Source organism: Ferdinandcohnia sp. Marseille-Q9671, assembly GCF_976954385.1.
The window spans coordinates 624789-640539 of the sequence record NZ_CDRJTA010000001.1 but is presented as its reverse complement, the minus strand read 5'-3'; the positions used below and the strand labels follow the sequence as shown (position 1 = coordinate 640539).

Below are 15751 nucleotides of genomic sequence, written 5' to 3'. Positions count from 1 at the left end.
AAAAGGACCTTTTATTCTTATAGAGAGATAGCATAGAAATTTGTGTGTAATAGATACATTATGATTTTTTGGGAGGTATAGTACATGTCTGAAAATCGTCATCAAGCATTAGGATTAAGCGATGAAGCGGTTGTTGAAATGTATGAAACAATGCTTTTAGCTCGAAAAATTGACGAGAGAATGTGGTTGTTAAACCGAGCAGGGAAGATACCATTCGTCATTTCCTGTCAAGGTCAAGAAGCAGCGCAAGTTGGTGCGGCGTTTGCCCTCGATCGAGAAAAGGATTATGTATTACCGTATTATCGTGATATGGGGGTTGTTCTAACATTTGGAATGACTGCGAAAGAGCTTATGCTTTCTGGATTCGCTAAAGCTGAAGACCCAAATTCAGGTGGACGTCAAATGCCTGGTCATTTTGGTCAGAAGAAAAACCGAATTGTAACTGGTTCTTCACCTGTTACGACTCAAGTACCACATGCTGTTGGTGTTGCGCTTGGCGGAAGGATGGAAGGGAAAGATTTAGTTACGTTCGTAACGTTTGGAGAAGGCTCCTCAAACCAAGGTGACTTCCATGAAGGTGCGAATTTTGCTGCCGTTCATAAACTGCCAGTCATTTTCATGTGTGAAAATAATAAATATGCCATTTCAGTTCCTTATGAAAAACAGGTTGCCTGTGAGAAAATTTCGGATCGTGCAATTGGTTATGGAATGCCAGGGATAACGATAGATGGAAATGATCCTCTTGAAGTATATAAGGCAGTTAAAGAAGCTGCGGACAGAGGTCGCCGAGGGGAAGGGCCGACCTTAATAGAGACAATTTCATACCGTTTAACTGCCCATTCATCAGATGATGATGATCGTGCATATCGTGAGCAAGAAGAAGTTGCAGAGGCAAAGAAAAATGACCCAGTTCATTCTTTTAAAAGTTATTTAATGGATACTGGTGTGTTGGATGAGGAGAAGGAAAAGGAAATTGCAGATCGTGTTGCAAAGCTTGTAAATGAAGCGACAGATTATGCTGAAACTGCGCCATATGCAGAGCCTGAACACGCATTAAAGTTTGTATACGCTGAACAGTAAGGGGGAAGAAAAATGCCTGTAATATCCTATATAGATGCTGTAACAATGGCAATTCGTGAAGAAATGGAACGAGATCCTAAGGTTTTCATATTGGGGGAAGACGTAGGAGTAAAAGGTGGAGTATTTAAAGCAACCAATGGACTTTATGAGCAATTTGGAGAACAACGAGTCATTGATACCCCTTTAGCTGAGTCAGCTATTGCTGGTGTTGGAATCGGGGCAGCAATGTACGGAATGAGACCTATTGCTGAAATGCAGTTTGCAGATTTTATTATGCCTGCTGTTAATCAAATAATTTCTGAAGCAGCGAAGGTTCGTTATCGAACAAATAATGACTGGAGTTGTCCGATTACGATTCGTGCTCCATATGGTGGAGGAGTGCATGGTGCGTTATATCATTCACAATCAGTTGAAGCTGTGTTTGCAAACCAGCCTGGACTTAAAATCGTAATGCCATCTACCCCTTATGATGTTAAAGGCTTGCTAAAAGCTGCTATACGTGACGAAGACCCGGTTTTATTTTTCGAGCACAAACGTGCATATCGTCTGATTAAAGGCGAAGTACCTGATGATGATTACGTACTACCAATTGGAAAAGCAGATGTCAAGCGTCAGGGTGATGACATCACGGTAATCACCTACGGTTTATGTGTTCATTTCGCGCTACAGGCTGCTGAGCGACTAGCTAAAGATGGAATTCAAGCACATATCCTTGATCTGCGTACGGTTTATCCATTAGATAAAGAAGCTATTGTGGAAGCAGCTTCAAAAACAGGTAAAGTACTTCTTCTAACGGAAGACAATAAAGAAGGAAGTATTATGAGTGAGGTTTCTGCAATCATTGCTGAAAATTGCTTATTTGAATTAGATGCACCAATTAAACGACTTGCAGGTCCAGATGTACCAGCAATGCCGTATGCTCCAACAATGGAGAAATTCTTTATGGTGAATCCTGATAAAGTAGAAAAAGCAATGAGAGAGCTTGCAGAGTTTTAACTTTAATTCGTATAATTCCTGTATTTTAACTTCGGGAATTAGAGTGATTTGAATTGGTAATTGAGGAGGTTTTCACGATTGGCAACTGAAAAAATTACAATGCCCCAACTCGGTGAGAGTGTAACAGAGGGTACAATAAGTAAGTGGCTTGTTGCTGTTGGAGATACGGTTAATAAATATGACCCATTAGCAGAGGTAATGACAGATAAGGTAAATGCTGAGGTACCTTCGTCTTTTTCAGGTACAATAAAAGAGCTTATTGCTGAAGAAGGAGAAACGTTAGCGGTTGGTGAGGTTATTTGTATCATCGAAACAGCGGGTGGGTCGTCAGAACCAACTGCATCAAATCTGAATGTGGTTGAAACGCCGGAAAGAGATGAGAAGATAGCTCAAGAACCTGCTGATAATTCGTCTAAACTACGATATTCTCCTGCTGTATTAAAGCTTTCACAAGAACATAATATTGACCTAAGTCAAGTAACAGGTACAGGTGCAGGTGGAAGAATCACACGGAAAGACCTACAAAAGCTAATTCAGTCTGGAGAAATACCTTCTAGCGCTGGACTGGTTGAAAAAGAAGCAACACAAACTCCTAACAAAACTATTGAGAAACAAGTTAGCAAACCTGCTACGTCACCAAGTATAACGTCTTCTTCAGTAGGAGATATTGAAATTCCGGTAACAGGAGTTCGAAAAGCAATTGCAGCAAATATGCTACGTAGTAAGCATGAAGCTCCACATGCATGGACAATGATTGAAGTTGATGCAACGAATATGGTGGAATACAGAAATTCAATTAAGGGTGAATTCAAACAAAAGGAAGGCTTCAACCTTACATTTTTCGCCTTTTTTGTAAAAGCTGTAGCACAGGCTTTGAAAGAATTTCCACAAATTAATTCAATGTGGGCAGGGGATAAAATTATCCAGAAGAAGGACATTAATATCTCCATTGCAGTTGCGACCGAGGATGCTCTATTCGTGCCAGTAATTAAACATGCTGATGAAAAATCTATTAAAGGTATTGCAAGGGAAATCACTGAGTTAGCTGCTAAAGTTCGTGCTGGGAAGCTTACAGCAGATGAAATGCAGGGTGGTACCTTTACTGTTAATAATACGGGATCATTTGGATCTGTTCAATCAATGGGGATTATTAATTATCCACAGGCTGCTATTCTACAAGTTGAATCAATTGTGAAACGACCAGTGATTATTAATGGAATGATCGCTGTTCGCGATATGGTGAATCTTTGCATGTCCTTAGACCACCGCGTTCTGGACGGCCTTATTTGTGGAAGATTCCTAGCTCGTGTAAAGGAAATTATCGAAACTACTTCCAAAGAGAACACATCCATTTATTAAATACATGATAAAGACATTGCATTGGCAGTGTCTTTTTTTTACATCGATTTTGGGTTACACACTATCTCCTGTATATTCAAGAGCCTGTATTGCGTGAATGGTTAGAGGTACAAGTTAAGCATGAGCAGAAGGCTCTAGAGGTACAAACTATCTCGACAAATAGCACGAGCCTGTACCGTGAGGGCTCTAGACGTACAAGCTATAACAAAATTAGCCTAAGCATGTACCACAACATGCAACATGAGGTACATGCAATCCCCGTTTTAAGCCTGATCTATACAAATCATTTATTCTTTTCTACAAGATTCCAAACACTTATCATCAATTTACTAATACATCTATCCATTGCGACATCCCAATATATATACTAAAATTAGAATAAAGAATTAACTGTAAGCGATTACGAAAGAGGAGGCAACCATGTGACAAAACAATCTAAAGAATACCAGGCTATTACCTTCCCACCAATAGATTACGAGACATGGAAAAACGAAGCTGAAAAATCGTTAAAAGGAAAGCCGATAGAAAAACTACATACCAAAACATATGAAAATATTATACTTAAACCCATTTATACGAAGGAAGATATCAAACATAATCCTTTTCTGAAGGAAATGCCGGGTGAAAGCTCAAAAGTGCGTGGGACTCGCCTCACGGGATATGTAAGTCAACCTTGGCATGTAAGTCAAGAAATAGATGATGCAACACTTGAAGGGTTTAATGCAGCTCTAAAGGATGGACTTGCAAATGGGCAAACCATGATACATTTTACATTACAGCCCCAAAATAGTACAGAAGTAGGACTTCCACTACATACTATAGAAGATATGAAAATAGCTTTAGATGGGATTCCACTTTCGTCTATACCTGTTTTCATTGACGCTAAAACCGGGCTACTTCCATTTCTAAATCTGGTTTCTTCGTACATAAATGAGCAGAATATTTCCTCTGAAGAACTTACAGGAACGATTGGCATGGACCTGTTTGCACAATTAGTCACAAACGGTACTTTACCTTTGCCACTTGAGAAAGGATATGACCAATTAGCTGAATCGGTAAAATGGGCAATAGAAAAGAGTTCAAATCTGCGTACAATTCTTGTAAAAGGAGACCCCTACCACAATGGTGGGGGGAATGCTGTTCAAGAACTAGCATATTCATTGGGAACTGCTGCAGAATATGTGAGCGAACTTATTGAGAGAGGACTTGCGATAGACGAAATCGCATCGCGGATAACTTTTACTTTCTCGATCGGCTCAAATGTCTTTATGGAAATTGCGAAGCTTCGTGCGGCAAAGATTCTTTGGTCTACAATTATTGAGGCATATGGAGGTAAAGAAGAATCCTCTAAAATGTATATCCATGCAAGAACATCAGCTTTTTCAAAAACAATTTATGATCCTTATGTAAATATGCTTCGATCAACAACAGAGGCGTTCTCAGCGATTATTGGTGGAATTGACAGTCTACATGTTAGTCCATTTGATGAACCGATTAAGAGCTCTGATTCATTTTCACGTAGAATTGCTAGAAATACTCAATCCATTCTTCGAGAGGAGTCATTCTTAGATAGGGTTATTGATCCTGCTGGTGGATCTTGGTATGTTGAGTCCCTGACGAATGAACTGGCGGAGAAAGCGTGGGAGCTGTTTCAAGAAGTAGAATTGCAAGGTGGTATGCTTTCGGCATTAAAAGCTGGAAGTGTCCAAACTAGTATAAATAAAGTGTTATCCGAAAGACAAAAGAATGTAAATTACCGTAAAGAAAAAATTGTCGGTACAAACGTGTATGCGAATATTAAAGAAATGCAGGTTAGCAGTAATGAAACAAGAAATCAACTAACAAACAATGATACTCAAGAGCAAATGACAGTCGATAAAATACCACAAGTCCGTATCTCCGAGAGTTTTGAAAAGTTACGAAAAGCGTCTGAATACCATTTACAATCTACTGGAGAACGTCCGAAAATAGGTTTACTAAACTTAGGTACGATTCCAGAACATAAACCTAGGGCAGACTTTATATCTGGTTTCTTTGAAGCGGGAGGATTTCAAGTCGTAAGAGACGATGGGTATCAAGCTATCGAGGCTGCGATTGCTGGTGCAAAGGCAATGAAGCTCCAAACCTTTGTATTTTGTGGAAAAGATGATAGATATGGGGAGTTGATCCCTGCTATAGCTAAGGAACTTATGCTTCAAAACCCGGCTATACGTTTGTATATTGCGGGACAGCAGGACGAGGCTACGGTAGCGGAATATAAAAGGATGGGAATCCTCGACTTTATCCATATTGGAACTGATTGTTATGGATTTTTAGAAAGCTTACAAAAGGAAATGGGGGTGCAGGATAATGGCTAAAAAACCTGACTTTTCGACCATACAACTTAAGACAAACGATACCCCTTCAACACCTGAAAATTGGAGAAAAAAAGTTGAGGACGAAATCAACCACTCAATTGAGGATTTACTTTTTGAAACAAATGAGCAAATTTCTGTGAAACCACTATATACCGAGGAAGATCTTAAGGGACTTACACATCTCGATTACATGCCAGGGCTACCACCTTTCTTGCGGGGGCCATATCCTACTATGTATGTGAATCGACCGTGGACAGTTCGACAATACGCTGGCTTTTCAACAGCAGAAGAGAGTAACGCTTTTTATCGACGAAATCTAGCAATGGGACAAAAAGGGTTATCGGTTGCATTTGATTTAGCTACACACCGTGGGTATGATTCTGACCACTCTCGTGTTGTTGGTGACGTTGGTAAGGCCGGTGTAGCAATTGATTCAATTTTGGATATGAAGACATTGTTTGACGGAATCCCACTTGATCAAATGAGCGTCTCCATGACGATGAATGGTGCGGTACTTCCAATAATGGCGTTCTATATTGTGACTGCCGAGGAACAAGGTGTCACACCAGAAAAATTATCTGGAACGATACAAAATGATATTTTAAAAGAGTATATGGTGCGTAACACGTATATTTATCCACCTGAAACTTCTATGAGGATTATTTCAGATATTTTTGAGTACACGTCAAAGAAAATGCCAAAGTTTAATAGTATCAGTATCTCAGGGTATCATATGCAGGAAGCTGGAGCACCTGCAGACCTTGAACTGGCATATACGTTAGCAGATGGTTTGGAATATGTTCGAACGGGTATCAAGAAGGGTATAGATATAGATGCTTTTGCCCCGCGTTTGTCCTTTTTCTGGGCTATTGGAATGAACTATTTTATGGAAGTGGCAAAAATGAGGGCAGCTCGACTCATATGGGCACAAATGATGAAGGGATTCCATCCTAAAAATCCAAAATCATTAGCACTTCGGACACATTCCCAGACTTCTGGTTGGAGTTTAACGGAACAGGATCCTTATAACAATGTAACGAGAACGTGTATTGAAGCCTTGGCTGCTGCGATGGGGCATACACAATCACTACATACAAATGCGCTCGATGAAGCAATTGCACTTCCAACCGATTTTTCAGCCAGAATTGCAAGAAACACACAGCTTTATTTACAAGATGAAACAGGGATTTGTAACGTAATCGATCCATGGGGTGGATCTTATTATGTAGAATCGTTAACGAAGGAACTCATGGATAGAGCATGGAAGCATATTGAGGAGATTGAAGAGCTTGGCGGAATGACAAAAGCAATCGAAACTGGACTGCCTAAAATGCGCATTGAGGAAGCCGCTGCAAGGAGACAGGCAAGAATTGATTCGAGAAAAGAAACGATTATAGGTGTTAACAAGTATCGTTTAAAAAAGGAAGACCCACTCGATATTTTAGATATTGACAATACCGCTGTTCGAATCAAACAAATCGAGAGACTAACTGAATTAAAAGCATCTCGAAATGATCAAAACGTCGAAGAGGCATTATCTGAAATAACACGAGCAGTTGAAACGGGTGAAGGTAATCTATTAGAGCTAGCGGTTAATGCTGCAAGAGCTCGTGCAACATTAGGTGAGATTTCAACAGCTATTGAGAAGGCTTCAAGACGTCATAAAGCTGTTATCCGATCAATCAGTGGCATCTATGGCTCTGAATATTCAAATGAGGAAGAGATAATGAATGTAAAGCAATTAACCGATGAATTTTTGGAAAATGAAGGTCGACGCCCAAGAATCTTAATTGCAAAAATGGGGCAAGACGGCCATGACCGCGGTGCAAAAGTAATCGCAACCGCGTTTGCTGATTTAGGGTTTGACGTAGATATTGGACCATTATTCCAAACTCCAGAAGAGACAGCATTACAAGCAGTTGAAAATGATGTTCATGTAGTTGGCATGAGTTCATTAGCTGCAGGACACAAAACATTGCTACCTCAACTGATTGAAGAGCTACGGAAATTAGGAAGAGAAGATATACTTGTGATTGCAGGAGGAGTAATTCCTGCCCAAGACTATGAGTACCTTAGAGAACAGGGAGCGGCAGCCATATTCGGACCTGGAACTGTTATCCCTGTAGCTGCGGAGAAAGTAATTGAAGAAATTTATCGACGCCTTGGCTATGAGGAAGAAGGAAATGAGTGAAAAACGACAGCGTCCCGATTGGGTGCCGGAAAACCCCTCAGATGGGTTTACAACTGAAATTGTAAAAGGGAAAGATAGCCAGCAACAACCCGTGGGAATGCGTAAGTTTAGTAAAAAGAAGCAGCGTTCGACAATGGATTATGTACAAGGTATAGTAAGTGGCGATCGTACGATTTTGGCACAAGCAATTACCCTTGTTGAAAGTAATGCGAAACGTCATGAAGACCAGGCTCAGGAGGTCATTAACAAAGTACTTCCTCACACTGGTAACTCAGTTCGTATTGGTATTACAGGAGTCCCTGGAGCGGGTAAAAGTACGTTCATTGAAAGTTTTGGTTCCTATTTATGTGAACAGGGACACCGTGTTGCTGTGTTGGCAGTTGATCCGAGTAGTAGTGTAACTGGTGGCAGCATTCTTGGAGATAAGACAAGGATGGAGTCACTTGCCCGAAATCGGAATGCATTCATTCGTCCTTCTCCATCTGGTGGAAATTTAGGTGGAGTGAATCGGAAAACAAGGGAAACAATTTTGCTCTGTGAAGCAGCCGGATTCGATGTGATTTTAGTTGAAACAATTGGCGTGGGTCAAAGTGAAATCGTTGTGAGAAGTATGGTAGATTTCTTTCTTCTTCTTGTCCTAACGGGTGCAGGTGATGAACTTCAAGGAATGAAAAAAGGGGTTATGGAGCTTGCTGATGCGTTATTGGTTAATAAGGCTGACGGAGATAATAAGCAGAAGGCGAAGGTTGCTCGCTCTGAATATAGTCGAATCCTTCATTATCTCCAACCTGCAACAAAGGGGTGGTCCACTAAAGCCTACACAGCCTCAGCATTAAACAATGAAGGTATTGATGAGATGTGGAACGTGATCGAACGCTTTGTAGAGATTACGAAGGCCTCTGGTGTCTTTCAGGATAGAAGAAATTCTCAAACGAGGGATTGGATCTATGCCATGATAAAAGATTACCTAGAAACAAGCTTTTTTAGCAATGAATCGATAAAAAGCATGCTTCCTCTAGTGGAAAACAAAGTGGTAAAGGGGGACGTTAACGTAACATCAGCCGTGAAGGAATTAATTCGGCTTTATGAAAAATAAAAAAAGAAGGAAAGCCATTAAATGCCTTCCTTCCATCTAGGGAGTTTAGGGGTATGATCTAGATGTAGTAATATGATACCCAAAAATTGTTATAATAAACGTGTTGCTTACAAAGTATCTCAGATTTGTCATAACATATAGCAAATTGATATGATAAAGATAATCAATATATTTTGTTATTTGAAGGAGTGTATAACATGGAAGTAGATTTTAATCTATTTATGAATGATATTGTTCAAACAGCCAGAAAAGAAATTACGGAGGCTGGATATCAAGAGCTAAAAACACCTGAAGAGGTAGAGGAAGTACTTAACCGTAAAGGAACAACTCTAGTTATGGTTAATTCAGTTTGTGGTTGTGCTGGCGGGATTGCAAGACCAGCTGCTGCTCATGCAATTCATTATGATAAGCGCCCAGATCAACTTGTCACAGTGTTTGCAGGTCAAGATAAAGCAGCAACAGAGAAAGCAAGATCCTTTTTTGAAGGATATCCACCGTCCTCACCATCCTTTGCATTATTAAAAGATGGTAAGATTGTAAAAATGATTGAGCGCCACGAGATTGAAGGGCATGAGCCAATGGCTGTTATAAATAAATTACAAGAATCGTTTGAAGAATATTGTGAAGAAATGTAAAAGAGGCCTTAGGGCTTCTTTTTTTTGCCTTAGGCAGTGATTTTTTGAATAATAACGTAAGAAAATATACATTATTATTCATTATGGAAAAAACAAAATACTATTCTATACAAAGTTTTTAAAAGCAATCTTGATAAGTTGATGAAAAGTGATAGTTGGCTGTAAATCACTATAGGACAGTCTTTATTGTTTAATAGATTAAATTATAGTAAAGGTAAAAAACTGAAGTTTTTACCGAAAATGAGAGAATTATCAATCTATTATTATTTTTAAAAAACATATTGTATATTTATACAGATGTGTTAAAATACATTCTATCGAATAAATATAAATAACCAACATTGGGGGAAAACATAATGAAGAAATTTTTACTAGTATCAATGATTACTTTTCTATCAGTATTGCTATTAGCTGCATGTGGTACAAGTGATGATAATGGATCTGGGACAGATGAAGGTACAGACACAAAAAAGGTTTTAACTATGGGGACATCAGCTGACTTCCCACCATTTGAAACGATCGACGAAAAAACTGGTGACTATATTGGTTTTGATATAGATTTAGCTAAACATATTGCTAATGAGCTTGGATATGAACTTAAAATCGAAAACATGGATTTTGGTGGTTTAATAAGCGCATTACAATCTGAACGCCTTGATTTTATTATTTCAGGTATGTCAGCAACAGATGAGCGTAAGAAAAGTGTGGAATTTTCAACCGAATATCATAAATCAGGTGAAATGTTTGTTACATTAAAGGATTCAGATGTTACATCTTTTGAAGATTTAGACGGGAAAAAAGTTGGTGTTCAGTTAGGATCAATCCAAGAAGAGGGCGCTAAGAAAATACAAGCAGAACAACTGAAAAACCTTGAAATTTCAGCGTTAAATAAAGCTCCTGAGCTAATTCAAGAGCTTAAAGCTGGAAGAATCGATGCTGTATATTTAGATAAGACTGTTGCAATTGGCTTTATTGAAGAGCTAGGTCTTACAGGCTTTGATGACCCAACTGAGGCTTCACCAGGAATGGCGATTGCTTTTTCTAAAGGCAATGAACTAGTAGAAGAATTTAACAAGGTTTTAGAAGAAATGAAAGAGAATGGCGAATTAGAAAAATTAGAGAAACAGTGGATGGAAGAATAACAACAAATTTTTAGTAGAAATGAGGTGCAAGGCATGGGTTTGGATATTGATTTTTCCGGAATCGTGCCTTCAATTCCGTTTATACTAGAAGGAATCGGTATCACGGTATCCTTTGCACTAGTATCGGCAATTTTAGGTTTACTTCTCGGAACAATATTAGCGATTTTTAAAATAAGTAAAATCTCATATTTAAAGTGGTTTGCAGATATTTATACATCTATTTTTCGAGGGACACCACTTATCCTTCAACTAGTTCTTATTTATTTTGCAGTTCCACAGCTTTTTCAATATGATATAGATAAGTTTGCAGCTGGAGTCTTGGCTTTTGGTTTAAATTCAGGTGCATATATCTCAGAAATTATTCGAGCAGGTATTCAGGCAGTTGATAAAGGACAACAAGAAGCAGCAGAAGCACTGGCAATCCCGTACCAGCCAATGATGAAGGATATTATTTTGCCACAGGCAATCAAGAATATCTTACCTGCACTATTAAATGAATTTGTTACCTTAACAAAGGAATCTGCACTTGTAAGTACAATTGGCTTATTGGATATTATGAGGCGTGCTCAAGTTGTAGGATCTAATACGTTCCGCTATTTTGAACCACTTTTAATTGCTGGTTTAGTTTATTGGATTATCGTTACAATTCTCACATTCCTAGGTGGAAGACTTGAGAGGAGGTTGCGTCGTAGTGAATAACGATCATATCAAAGTAGAAGGTTTATATAAATCATTTGGTAAACTAGATGTGTTAAAAGGAATTACGACCACTTTTAAACAAGGTGAAGTTGTAGCCATTATCGGCCCTTCTGGTTCAGGAAAGTCTACATTTCTAAGATGTTTAAACTTACTAGAAACCCCAACACAAGGACATATTTGGGTTGGAAGTGATGAGATTACAAACGCAAAAACAAATATTACGAAGGTTCGTCAGCATATTGGAATGGTGTTTCAACATTTTCATCTCTTTCCACATAAAACAGTGCTCGATAATCTAACATATGCACCAATGAAGGTAAAAGGAATCTCAAAGTCAGAGGCTGAAGCCAAAGGCAATGAATTATTAAAGCAAGTTGGGTTATCCGAAAAGGCAAAGGAATATCCTAATCGCCTTTCCGGAGGTCAAAAACAAAGGGTTGCGATTGCAAGAGCATTGGCGATGGAGCCTGAAATTATGTTGTTTGACGAGCCTACTTCTGCTCTAGATCCTGAAATGGTAAAAGAGGTTCTGAATGTTATGAAAGGGTTAGCTCATACTGGAATGACCATGTTAATCGTGACCCATGAGATGGGATTTGCTCGTGAAGTGGCAGACCGTGTTTTATTTATGGATGATGGTGCAATTGTTGAAGAAACAACACCGGATGAGTTTTTTACAAACCCGAAAAGCAAGAGGGCACATGAATTTTTAGAAAAGGTTTTATAAAAGAGGGAATGATCCTAGTGGTCATTCTTTTTTTGTTTCTTATGATTCAATAAAACTGGCATTTATCTACTTTTTTATGGTAAATTTTATCTTTCCATGGTAAATCTATATAATCAAATGGAGAAAGGTTTCTTATAGGAGATGAATGTTGATGAAAATAGGGTACCGTACATTAAAAACTGCTATAGGGACGACTATTTCTATTTTACTTGCAAAATTACTTGAATTAGATAGCTTCGCATCGGCGGGAATTCTCACAATCTTGTGTATTAAAGTAACCAGAAAAAAATCCCTTGAGAGCTCATGGGAACGTTTCGTTGCCTGTGTTTTAGGTATTGCTTTTTCATTTGTATTCTTTGAGGGTATTGGATATTATCCAATCACAATAGGATTGTTACTCATATTTTTTATTCCGACACTGGTCGCTGTGAAGGCAAAGGACGGCATTGTAACGAGTACAGTTATCATCCTGCACATCTTTTCGGCAGGAAAAGTAACAATTGGATTGGTACTAAACGAACTCGGATTAATCATTATCGGAATTGGGATAGCACTAATTGTAAATCTTTATATGCCAAGTGTGGATAACCAACTTAAGTTATACCAGCAAGAAATTGAAGACTTGTTTGGTAACATTTTAAATGAGATGGTTCATTTTCTACGGACTGGTGAGAGCATCTGGGATGGAAAAGAGATAACAGCCACTGAAGAATTATTGAAAAAGGCCAAGCGAATTGCGTACCGCGATGTAGAGAATAGCTTATTAAGAGAGGAAAGTACATATTTTACGTATTTTACTATGAGGGAAAAACAGTTTGAGATCCTTCAAAGAATGTTACCGACCATCACTTCAATTACGCTATCGGTAGAACAGGGGAAAATGGTTGCAGACTTCATTGAAGAGGTTAGCCGGTCTATTCATCCGGGTAACACAGCGAGTAAATTCTTAGATAAGCTTGATACGATGAGAAAAACATTTAGAGAAATGCCGTTACCAAGTACGAGGGAAGAATTCGAGTCAAGAGCTGCTCTATTCCAGTTTGTCAAAGAGATGGAGGAGTACTTAATTATTAAAAGATTATTTAGAAGCGAGACGAAAAGGTGACCACTACAAGGTCACCTTTTACCATTGAATCAAGCTTCCTCAATTATTAAAACCACATACCAACGCCTGCTAATAGAGTTGTTATTAACATAACAGCAATCATTAAATAAACGACAATTTTTTGAGTTTTACGGGACACTTTTCATACTCCCTTCTGCTTACATATTTACTTCATATTTTACCTCGAAAACGAGAGTTGGACAACCAATAAGTGAGTTATATAAAGACTGAAAATACACAATTTTATTTGATTTCATGCTACAATAGAAATACTGAACAATGTACTTTTGTGCCATTGCAATTAGACTTTTTTAACTTAGGTAATGAGATTAAACGCTTACATAATGAGCGAGCGCTCGCTAAGAGGAGGAGTTACATGATAAAAAAAATAGATCATATTGGGATTGCAGTCAACTCCATTGAAAGCTCCCTACCATACTATACAAATGTTCTTAAACTACAAGTAGAAGGAATTGAAGAAGTTGAATCAGAGAAAGTAAAGGTTGCTTTTATCAAAATAGGAGAATCCAAGCTAGAACTTTTAGAGCCCCTTTCTCCTGAAAGTCCAATTGCCAAGTTTATTGAAAAACGTGGTGAAGGCATCCATCACATTGCATTAGGAGTCACTTCAATAGAAGAGCGTATCCAAGAGATCAAAGAAAATGGGATTAAAATGCTTCAAGACGAGCCGAAGAGAGGTGCAGGTGGAGCCAAAATTGCTTTTATGCATCCTAAATCAACAGGCAGTGTATTATACGAACTCTGTGAGAAACCTAGTAAGGAGGCAAATGAATAAATGGTAGACATCTACGAAAAAATTAATGAGCTGTACGATCGACGTCGTGAGGTTGAATTAGGTGGCGGAGATGAAAAAATTGAAAAACAACATGAAAAGGGTAAATTAACGGCAAGAGAAAGAATTGATATATTACTAGATAAAGATACTTTTATTGAGCTAAATCCTTTTATTGAACATCGTAGTATTGATTTTGGTTTGGCTGATAAAAAAGGACCAGGTGATGGCGTGGTCACTGGTTACGGAAAAATAAAAGGAAGACCGGTCTATTTATTTTCACAAGATTTTACTGTTTTTGGCGGAGCACTTGGGGAGATGCATGCAAAAAAAATTGCGAATGTAATGGACCTTGCTGCTAAGAATGGTGCGCCTTTTATTGGTTTAAATGATTCAGGCGGGGCACGAATTCAAGAAGGAGTTGTCTCGCTAGATGGGTACGGCCATATTTTTTATAGAAATGCGATATATTCAGGCGTCATTCCGCAAATTTCTGTGATCATGGGTCCTTGTGCAGGTGGGGCAGTATACTCTCCGGCAATAACTGACTTTGTTTTTATGGTTGAGAAAACGTCCCAGATGTTTATAACCGGCCCCAAAGTAATTGAGACCGTAACGGGAGAGAAAATTAGCTCTGAGGACTTAGGTGGAGCAAGTGTACATAATTCTATAAGTGGTAACGCACATTTTTCTGGAAAAACGGAAGAAGATGTACTTTCACAGGTAAGAGAACTGGTGAGTTATCTTCCTCAAAATAATGAAGAAAAAGCTCCTATTGTCCCTATTGAAGATACTGATGATTATCGGCCAGACCTAACTGATACGATTCCTTTTGACGCTGTTAGACCGTATGATGTTAGAAAGGTAATACATCAAGTAGTTGATGAGGAATCATTTATGGAGGTTCATAAAGATTTTGCCAAAAATATTGTGGTTGGACTTGCTCGGGTGAAGGGGGAAGTTGTGGGTCTTGTATGTAATCAGCCGAAGTATATGGCTGGAGGACTTGATATTGATTCATCCGATAAAGCATCAAGATTCATTCGTTTTTGTGATTCGTTTAACATCCCGCTTATTACGTTTGAGGACGTTACTGGATTCTTTCCAGGGGTTAAACAAGAGCACGGTGGAATTATTCGTCATGGAGCGAAGATACTATATGCATACTCTGAAGCGACCGTGCCGAAACTGACCGTCATTCTTAGAAAAGCATATGGCGGTGCGTATGTAGCTTTAAATAGTAAATCGATCGGGGCAGATTTAGTATTCGCATGGCCGAATGCGGAAATAGCTGTAATGGGTCCACAAGGGGCAGCCAATATTATTTTTGCGCGTGAAATTAATGAAAGTGCGGATCCTGAAAAAACACGTGCACAAAAAATAGAAGAATATCGGGAAAAATTTGCAAATCCTTATGTTGCAGCAAGTCAAGGAATGGTAGACGATGTAATCGACCCTCGAGAGACGAGAATAAAAATCATCCAGGCTCTTGAAATGCTTCGTAATAAAAAGGAGAGTCGTCCAAAGAAAAAGCATGGCAACATTCCATTATAAGAGAAATAAATCAATTT

General features: G+C 38.7%; 14 protein-coding genes. 13 read left to right on the top strand and 1 reads right to left on the bottom strand.

Features of this window, described 5'->3' with window-relative positions; translation table 11 throughout:
- Window positions 1-84: 84 nt before the first annotated feature.
- The 11 genes from ACWNMY_RS03415 to ACWNMY_RS03365 all read left to right on the top strand — a co-directional run bounded on the left by ACWNMY_RS03415 (window position 85) and on the right by ACWNMY_RS03365 (window position 13387).
- Window positions 85-1080, top strand: a complete 996-nt coding sequence (locus ACWNMY_RS03415) for a thiamine pyrophosphate-dependent dehydrogenase E1 component subunit alpha (protein WP_449536883.1) — start codon at window positions 85-87, stop codon at window positions 1078-1080.
- Window positions 1081-1092: 12 nt separating this feature from the next.
- Window positions 1093-2076, top strand: coding sequence for an alpha-ketoacid dehydrogenase subunit beta (locus ACWNMY_RS03410; RefSeq protein WP_449536882.1), 984 nt, complete (start codon window positions 1093-1095; stop codon window positions 2074-2076).
- Window positions 2077-2154: 78 nt separating this feature from the next.
- Window positions 2155-3435 carry a dihydrolipoamide acetyltransferase family protein gene (locus ACWNMY_RS03405; RefSeq protein WP_449536881.1) on the top strand — a complete coding sequence of 427 codons (1281 nt, stop codon included), beginning with the start codon at window positions 2155-2157 and terminating at the stop codon, window positions 3433-3435.
- 422 nt (window positions 3436-3857) lie between these two features.
- Complete coding sequence (locus ACWNMY_RS03400; protein ID WP_449536880.1) at window positions 3858-5792, top strand: methylmalonyl-CoA mutase family protein; 1935 nt, start codon at window positions 3858-3860, stop codon at window positions 5790-5792.
- Window positions 5785-7983: a methylmalonyl-CoA mutase gene (gene scpA / locus ACWNMY_RS03395; RefSeq protein ID WP_449536879.1), complete on the top strand. Its 2199-nt coding sequence runs from the start codon at window positions 5785-5787 to the stop codon at window positions 7981-7983. Before ACWNMY_RS03400 ends, scpA begins: the two co-directional genes overlap by 8 nt.
- A complete protein-coding gene (meaB, locus tag ACWNMY_RS03390) occupies window positions 7976-9079 on the top strand; it encodes a methylmalonyl Co-A mutase-associated GTPase MeaB (protein ID WP_449536878.1) in 1104 nt (367 codons plus the stop codon). The genes scpA and meaB overlap by 8 nt, the downstream gene beginning before the upstream one ends.
- Before the next feature lie 197 nt (window positions 9080-9276).
- Window positions 9277-9714, top strand: a complete 438-nt coding sequence (locus ACWNMY_RS03385) for a BrxA/BrxB family bacilliredoxin (protein WP_449536877.1) — start codon at window positions 9277-9279, stop codon at window positions 9712-9714.
- A gap of 356 nt (window positions 9715-10070) precedes the next feature.
- On the top strand, window positions 10071-10856 hold the full coding sequence (locus ACWNMY_RS03380) for a transporter substrate-binding domain-containing protein (RefSeq protein WP_449536876.1): 786 nt from the start codon (window positions 10071-10073) through the stop codon (window positions 10854-10856).
- A gap of 39 nt (window positions 10857-10895) precedes the next feature.
- The gene (locus ACWNMY_RS03375; RefSeq protein WP_449538376.1) at window positions 10896-11555 is read left to right on the top strand and encodes an amino acid ABC transporter permease; all 660 of its coding nucleotides are present in this window, start codon (window positions 10896-10898) and stop codon (window positions 11553-11555) included.
- The gene (locus tag ACWNMY_RS03370; RefSeq protein ID WP_449536875.1) at window positions 11548-12282 is read left to right on the top strand and encodes an amino acid ABC transporter ATP-binding protein; all 735 of its coding nucleotides are present in this window, start codon (window positions 11548-11550) and stop codon (window positions 12280-12282) included. The genes ACWNMY_RS03375 and ACWNMY_RS03370 overlap by 8 nt, the downstream gene beginning before the upstream one ends.
- Window positions 12283-12430: 148 nt before the next feature.
- A complete protein-coding gene (locus tag ACWNMY_RS03365) occupies window positions 12431-13387 on the top strand; it encodes an aromatic acid exporter family protein (RefSeq protein ID WP_449536874.1) in 957 nt (318 codons plus the stop codon).
- 46 nt (window positions 13388-13433) lie between these two features.
- Here the strand turns inward: ACWNMY_RS03365 and prli42 are convergent, their stop codons facing one another.
- A complete protein-coding gene (prli42, locus tag ACWNMY_RS03360) occupies window positions 13434-13526 on the bottom strand; it encodes a stressosome-associated protein Prli42 (RefSeq protein WP_149917164.1) in 93 nt (30 codons plus the stop codon).
- A gap of 237 nt (window positions 13527-13763) precedes the next feature.
- Here prli42 and mce point away from each other — a divergent pair, with 237 nt between their 5' ends.
- Window positions 13764-14183 (top strand): methylmalonyl-CoA epimerase, encoded by a 420-nt coding sequence (gene mce / locus ACWNMY_RS03355; protein WP_449536873.1) that lies wholly within the window; start codon window positions 13764-13766, stop codon window positions 14181-14183.
- The gene (locus tag ACWNMY_RS03350; protein ID WP_449536872.1) at window positions 14184-15734 is read left to right on the top strand and encodes an acyl-CoA carboxylase subunit beta; all 1551 of its coding nucleotides are present in this window, start codon (window positions 14184-14186) and stop codon (window positions 15732-15734) included.
- The last annotated feature ends 17 nt before the right edge of the window (window positions 15735-15751 follow it).

Bases quoted from the DNA above. Each gene is read 5' to 3' on its own strand.
- ACWNMY_RS03385 (WP_449536877.1), top strand. From the start codon at position 9,277: ATGGAAGTAGATTTTAATCTATTTATGAATGATATTGTTCAAACAGCC.
- ACWNMY_RS03415 (WP_449536883.1), top strand. From the start codon at position 85: ATGTCTGAAAATCGTCATCAAGCATTAGGATTAAGCGATGAAGCGGTT.
- ACWNMY_RS03410 (WP_449536882.1), top strand. From the start codon at position 1,093: ATGCCTGTAATATCCTATATAGATGCTGTAACAATGGCAATTCGTGAA.
- ACWNMY_RS03350 (WP_449536872.1), top strand. From the start codon at position 14,184: ATGGTAGACATCTACGAAAAAATTAATGAGCTGTACGATCGACGTCGT.
- mce (WP_449536873.1), top strand. From the start codon at position 13,764: ATGATAAAAAAAATAGATCATATTGGGATTGCAGTCAACTCCATTGAA.
- scpA (WP_449536879.1), top strand. From the start codon at position 5,785: ATGGCTAAAAAACCTGACTTTTCGACCATACAACTTAAGACAAACGAT.
- ACWNMY_RS03380 (WP_449536876.1), top strand. From the start codon at position 10,071: ATGAAGAAATTTTTACTAGTATCAATGATTACTTTTCTATCAGTATTG.
- meaB (WP_449536878.1), top strand. From the start codon at position 7,976: ATGAGTGAAAAACGACAGCGTCCCGATTGGGTGCCGGAAAACCCCTCA.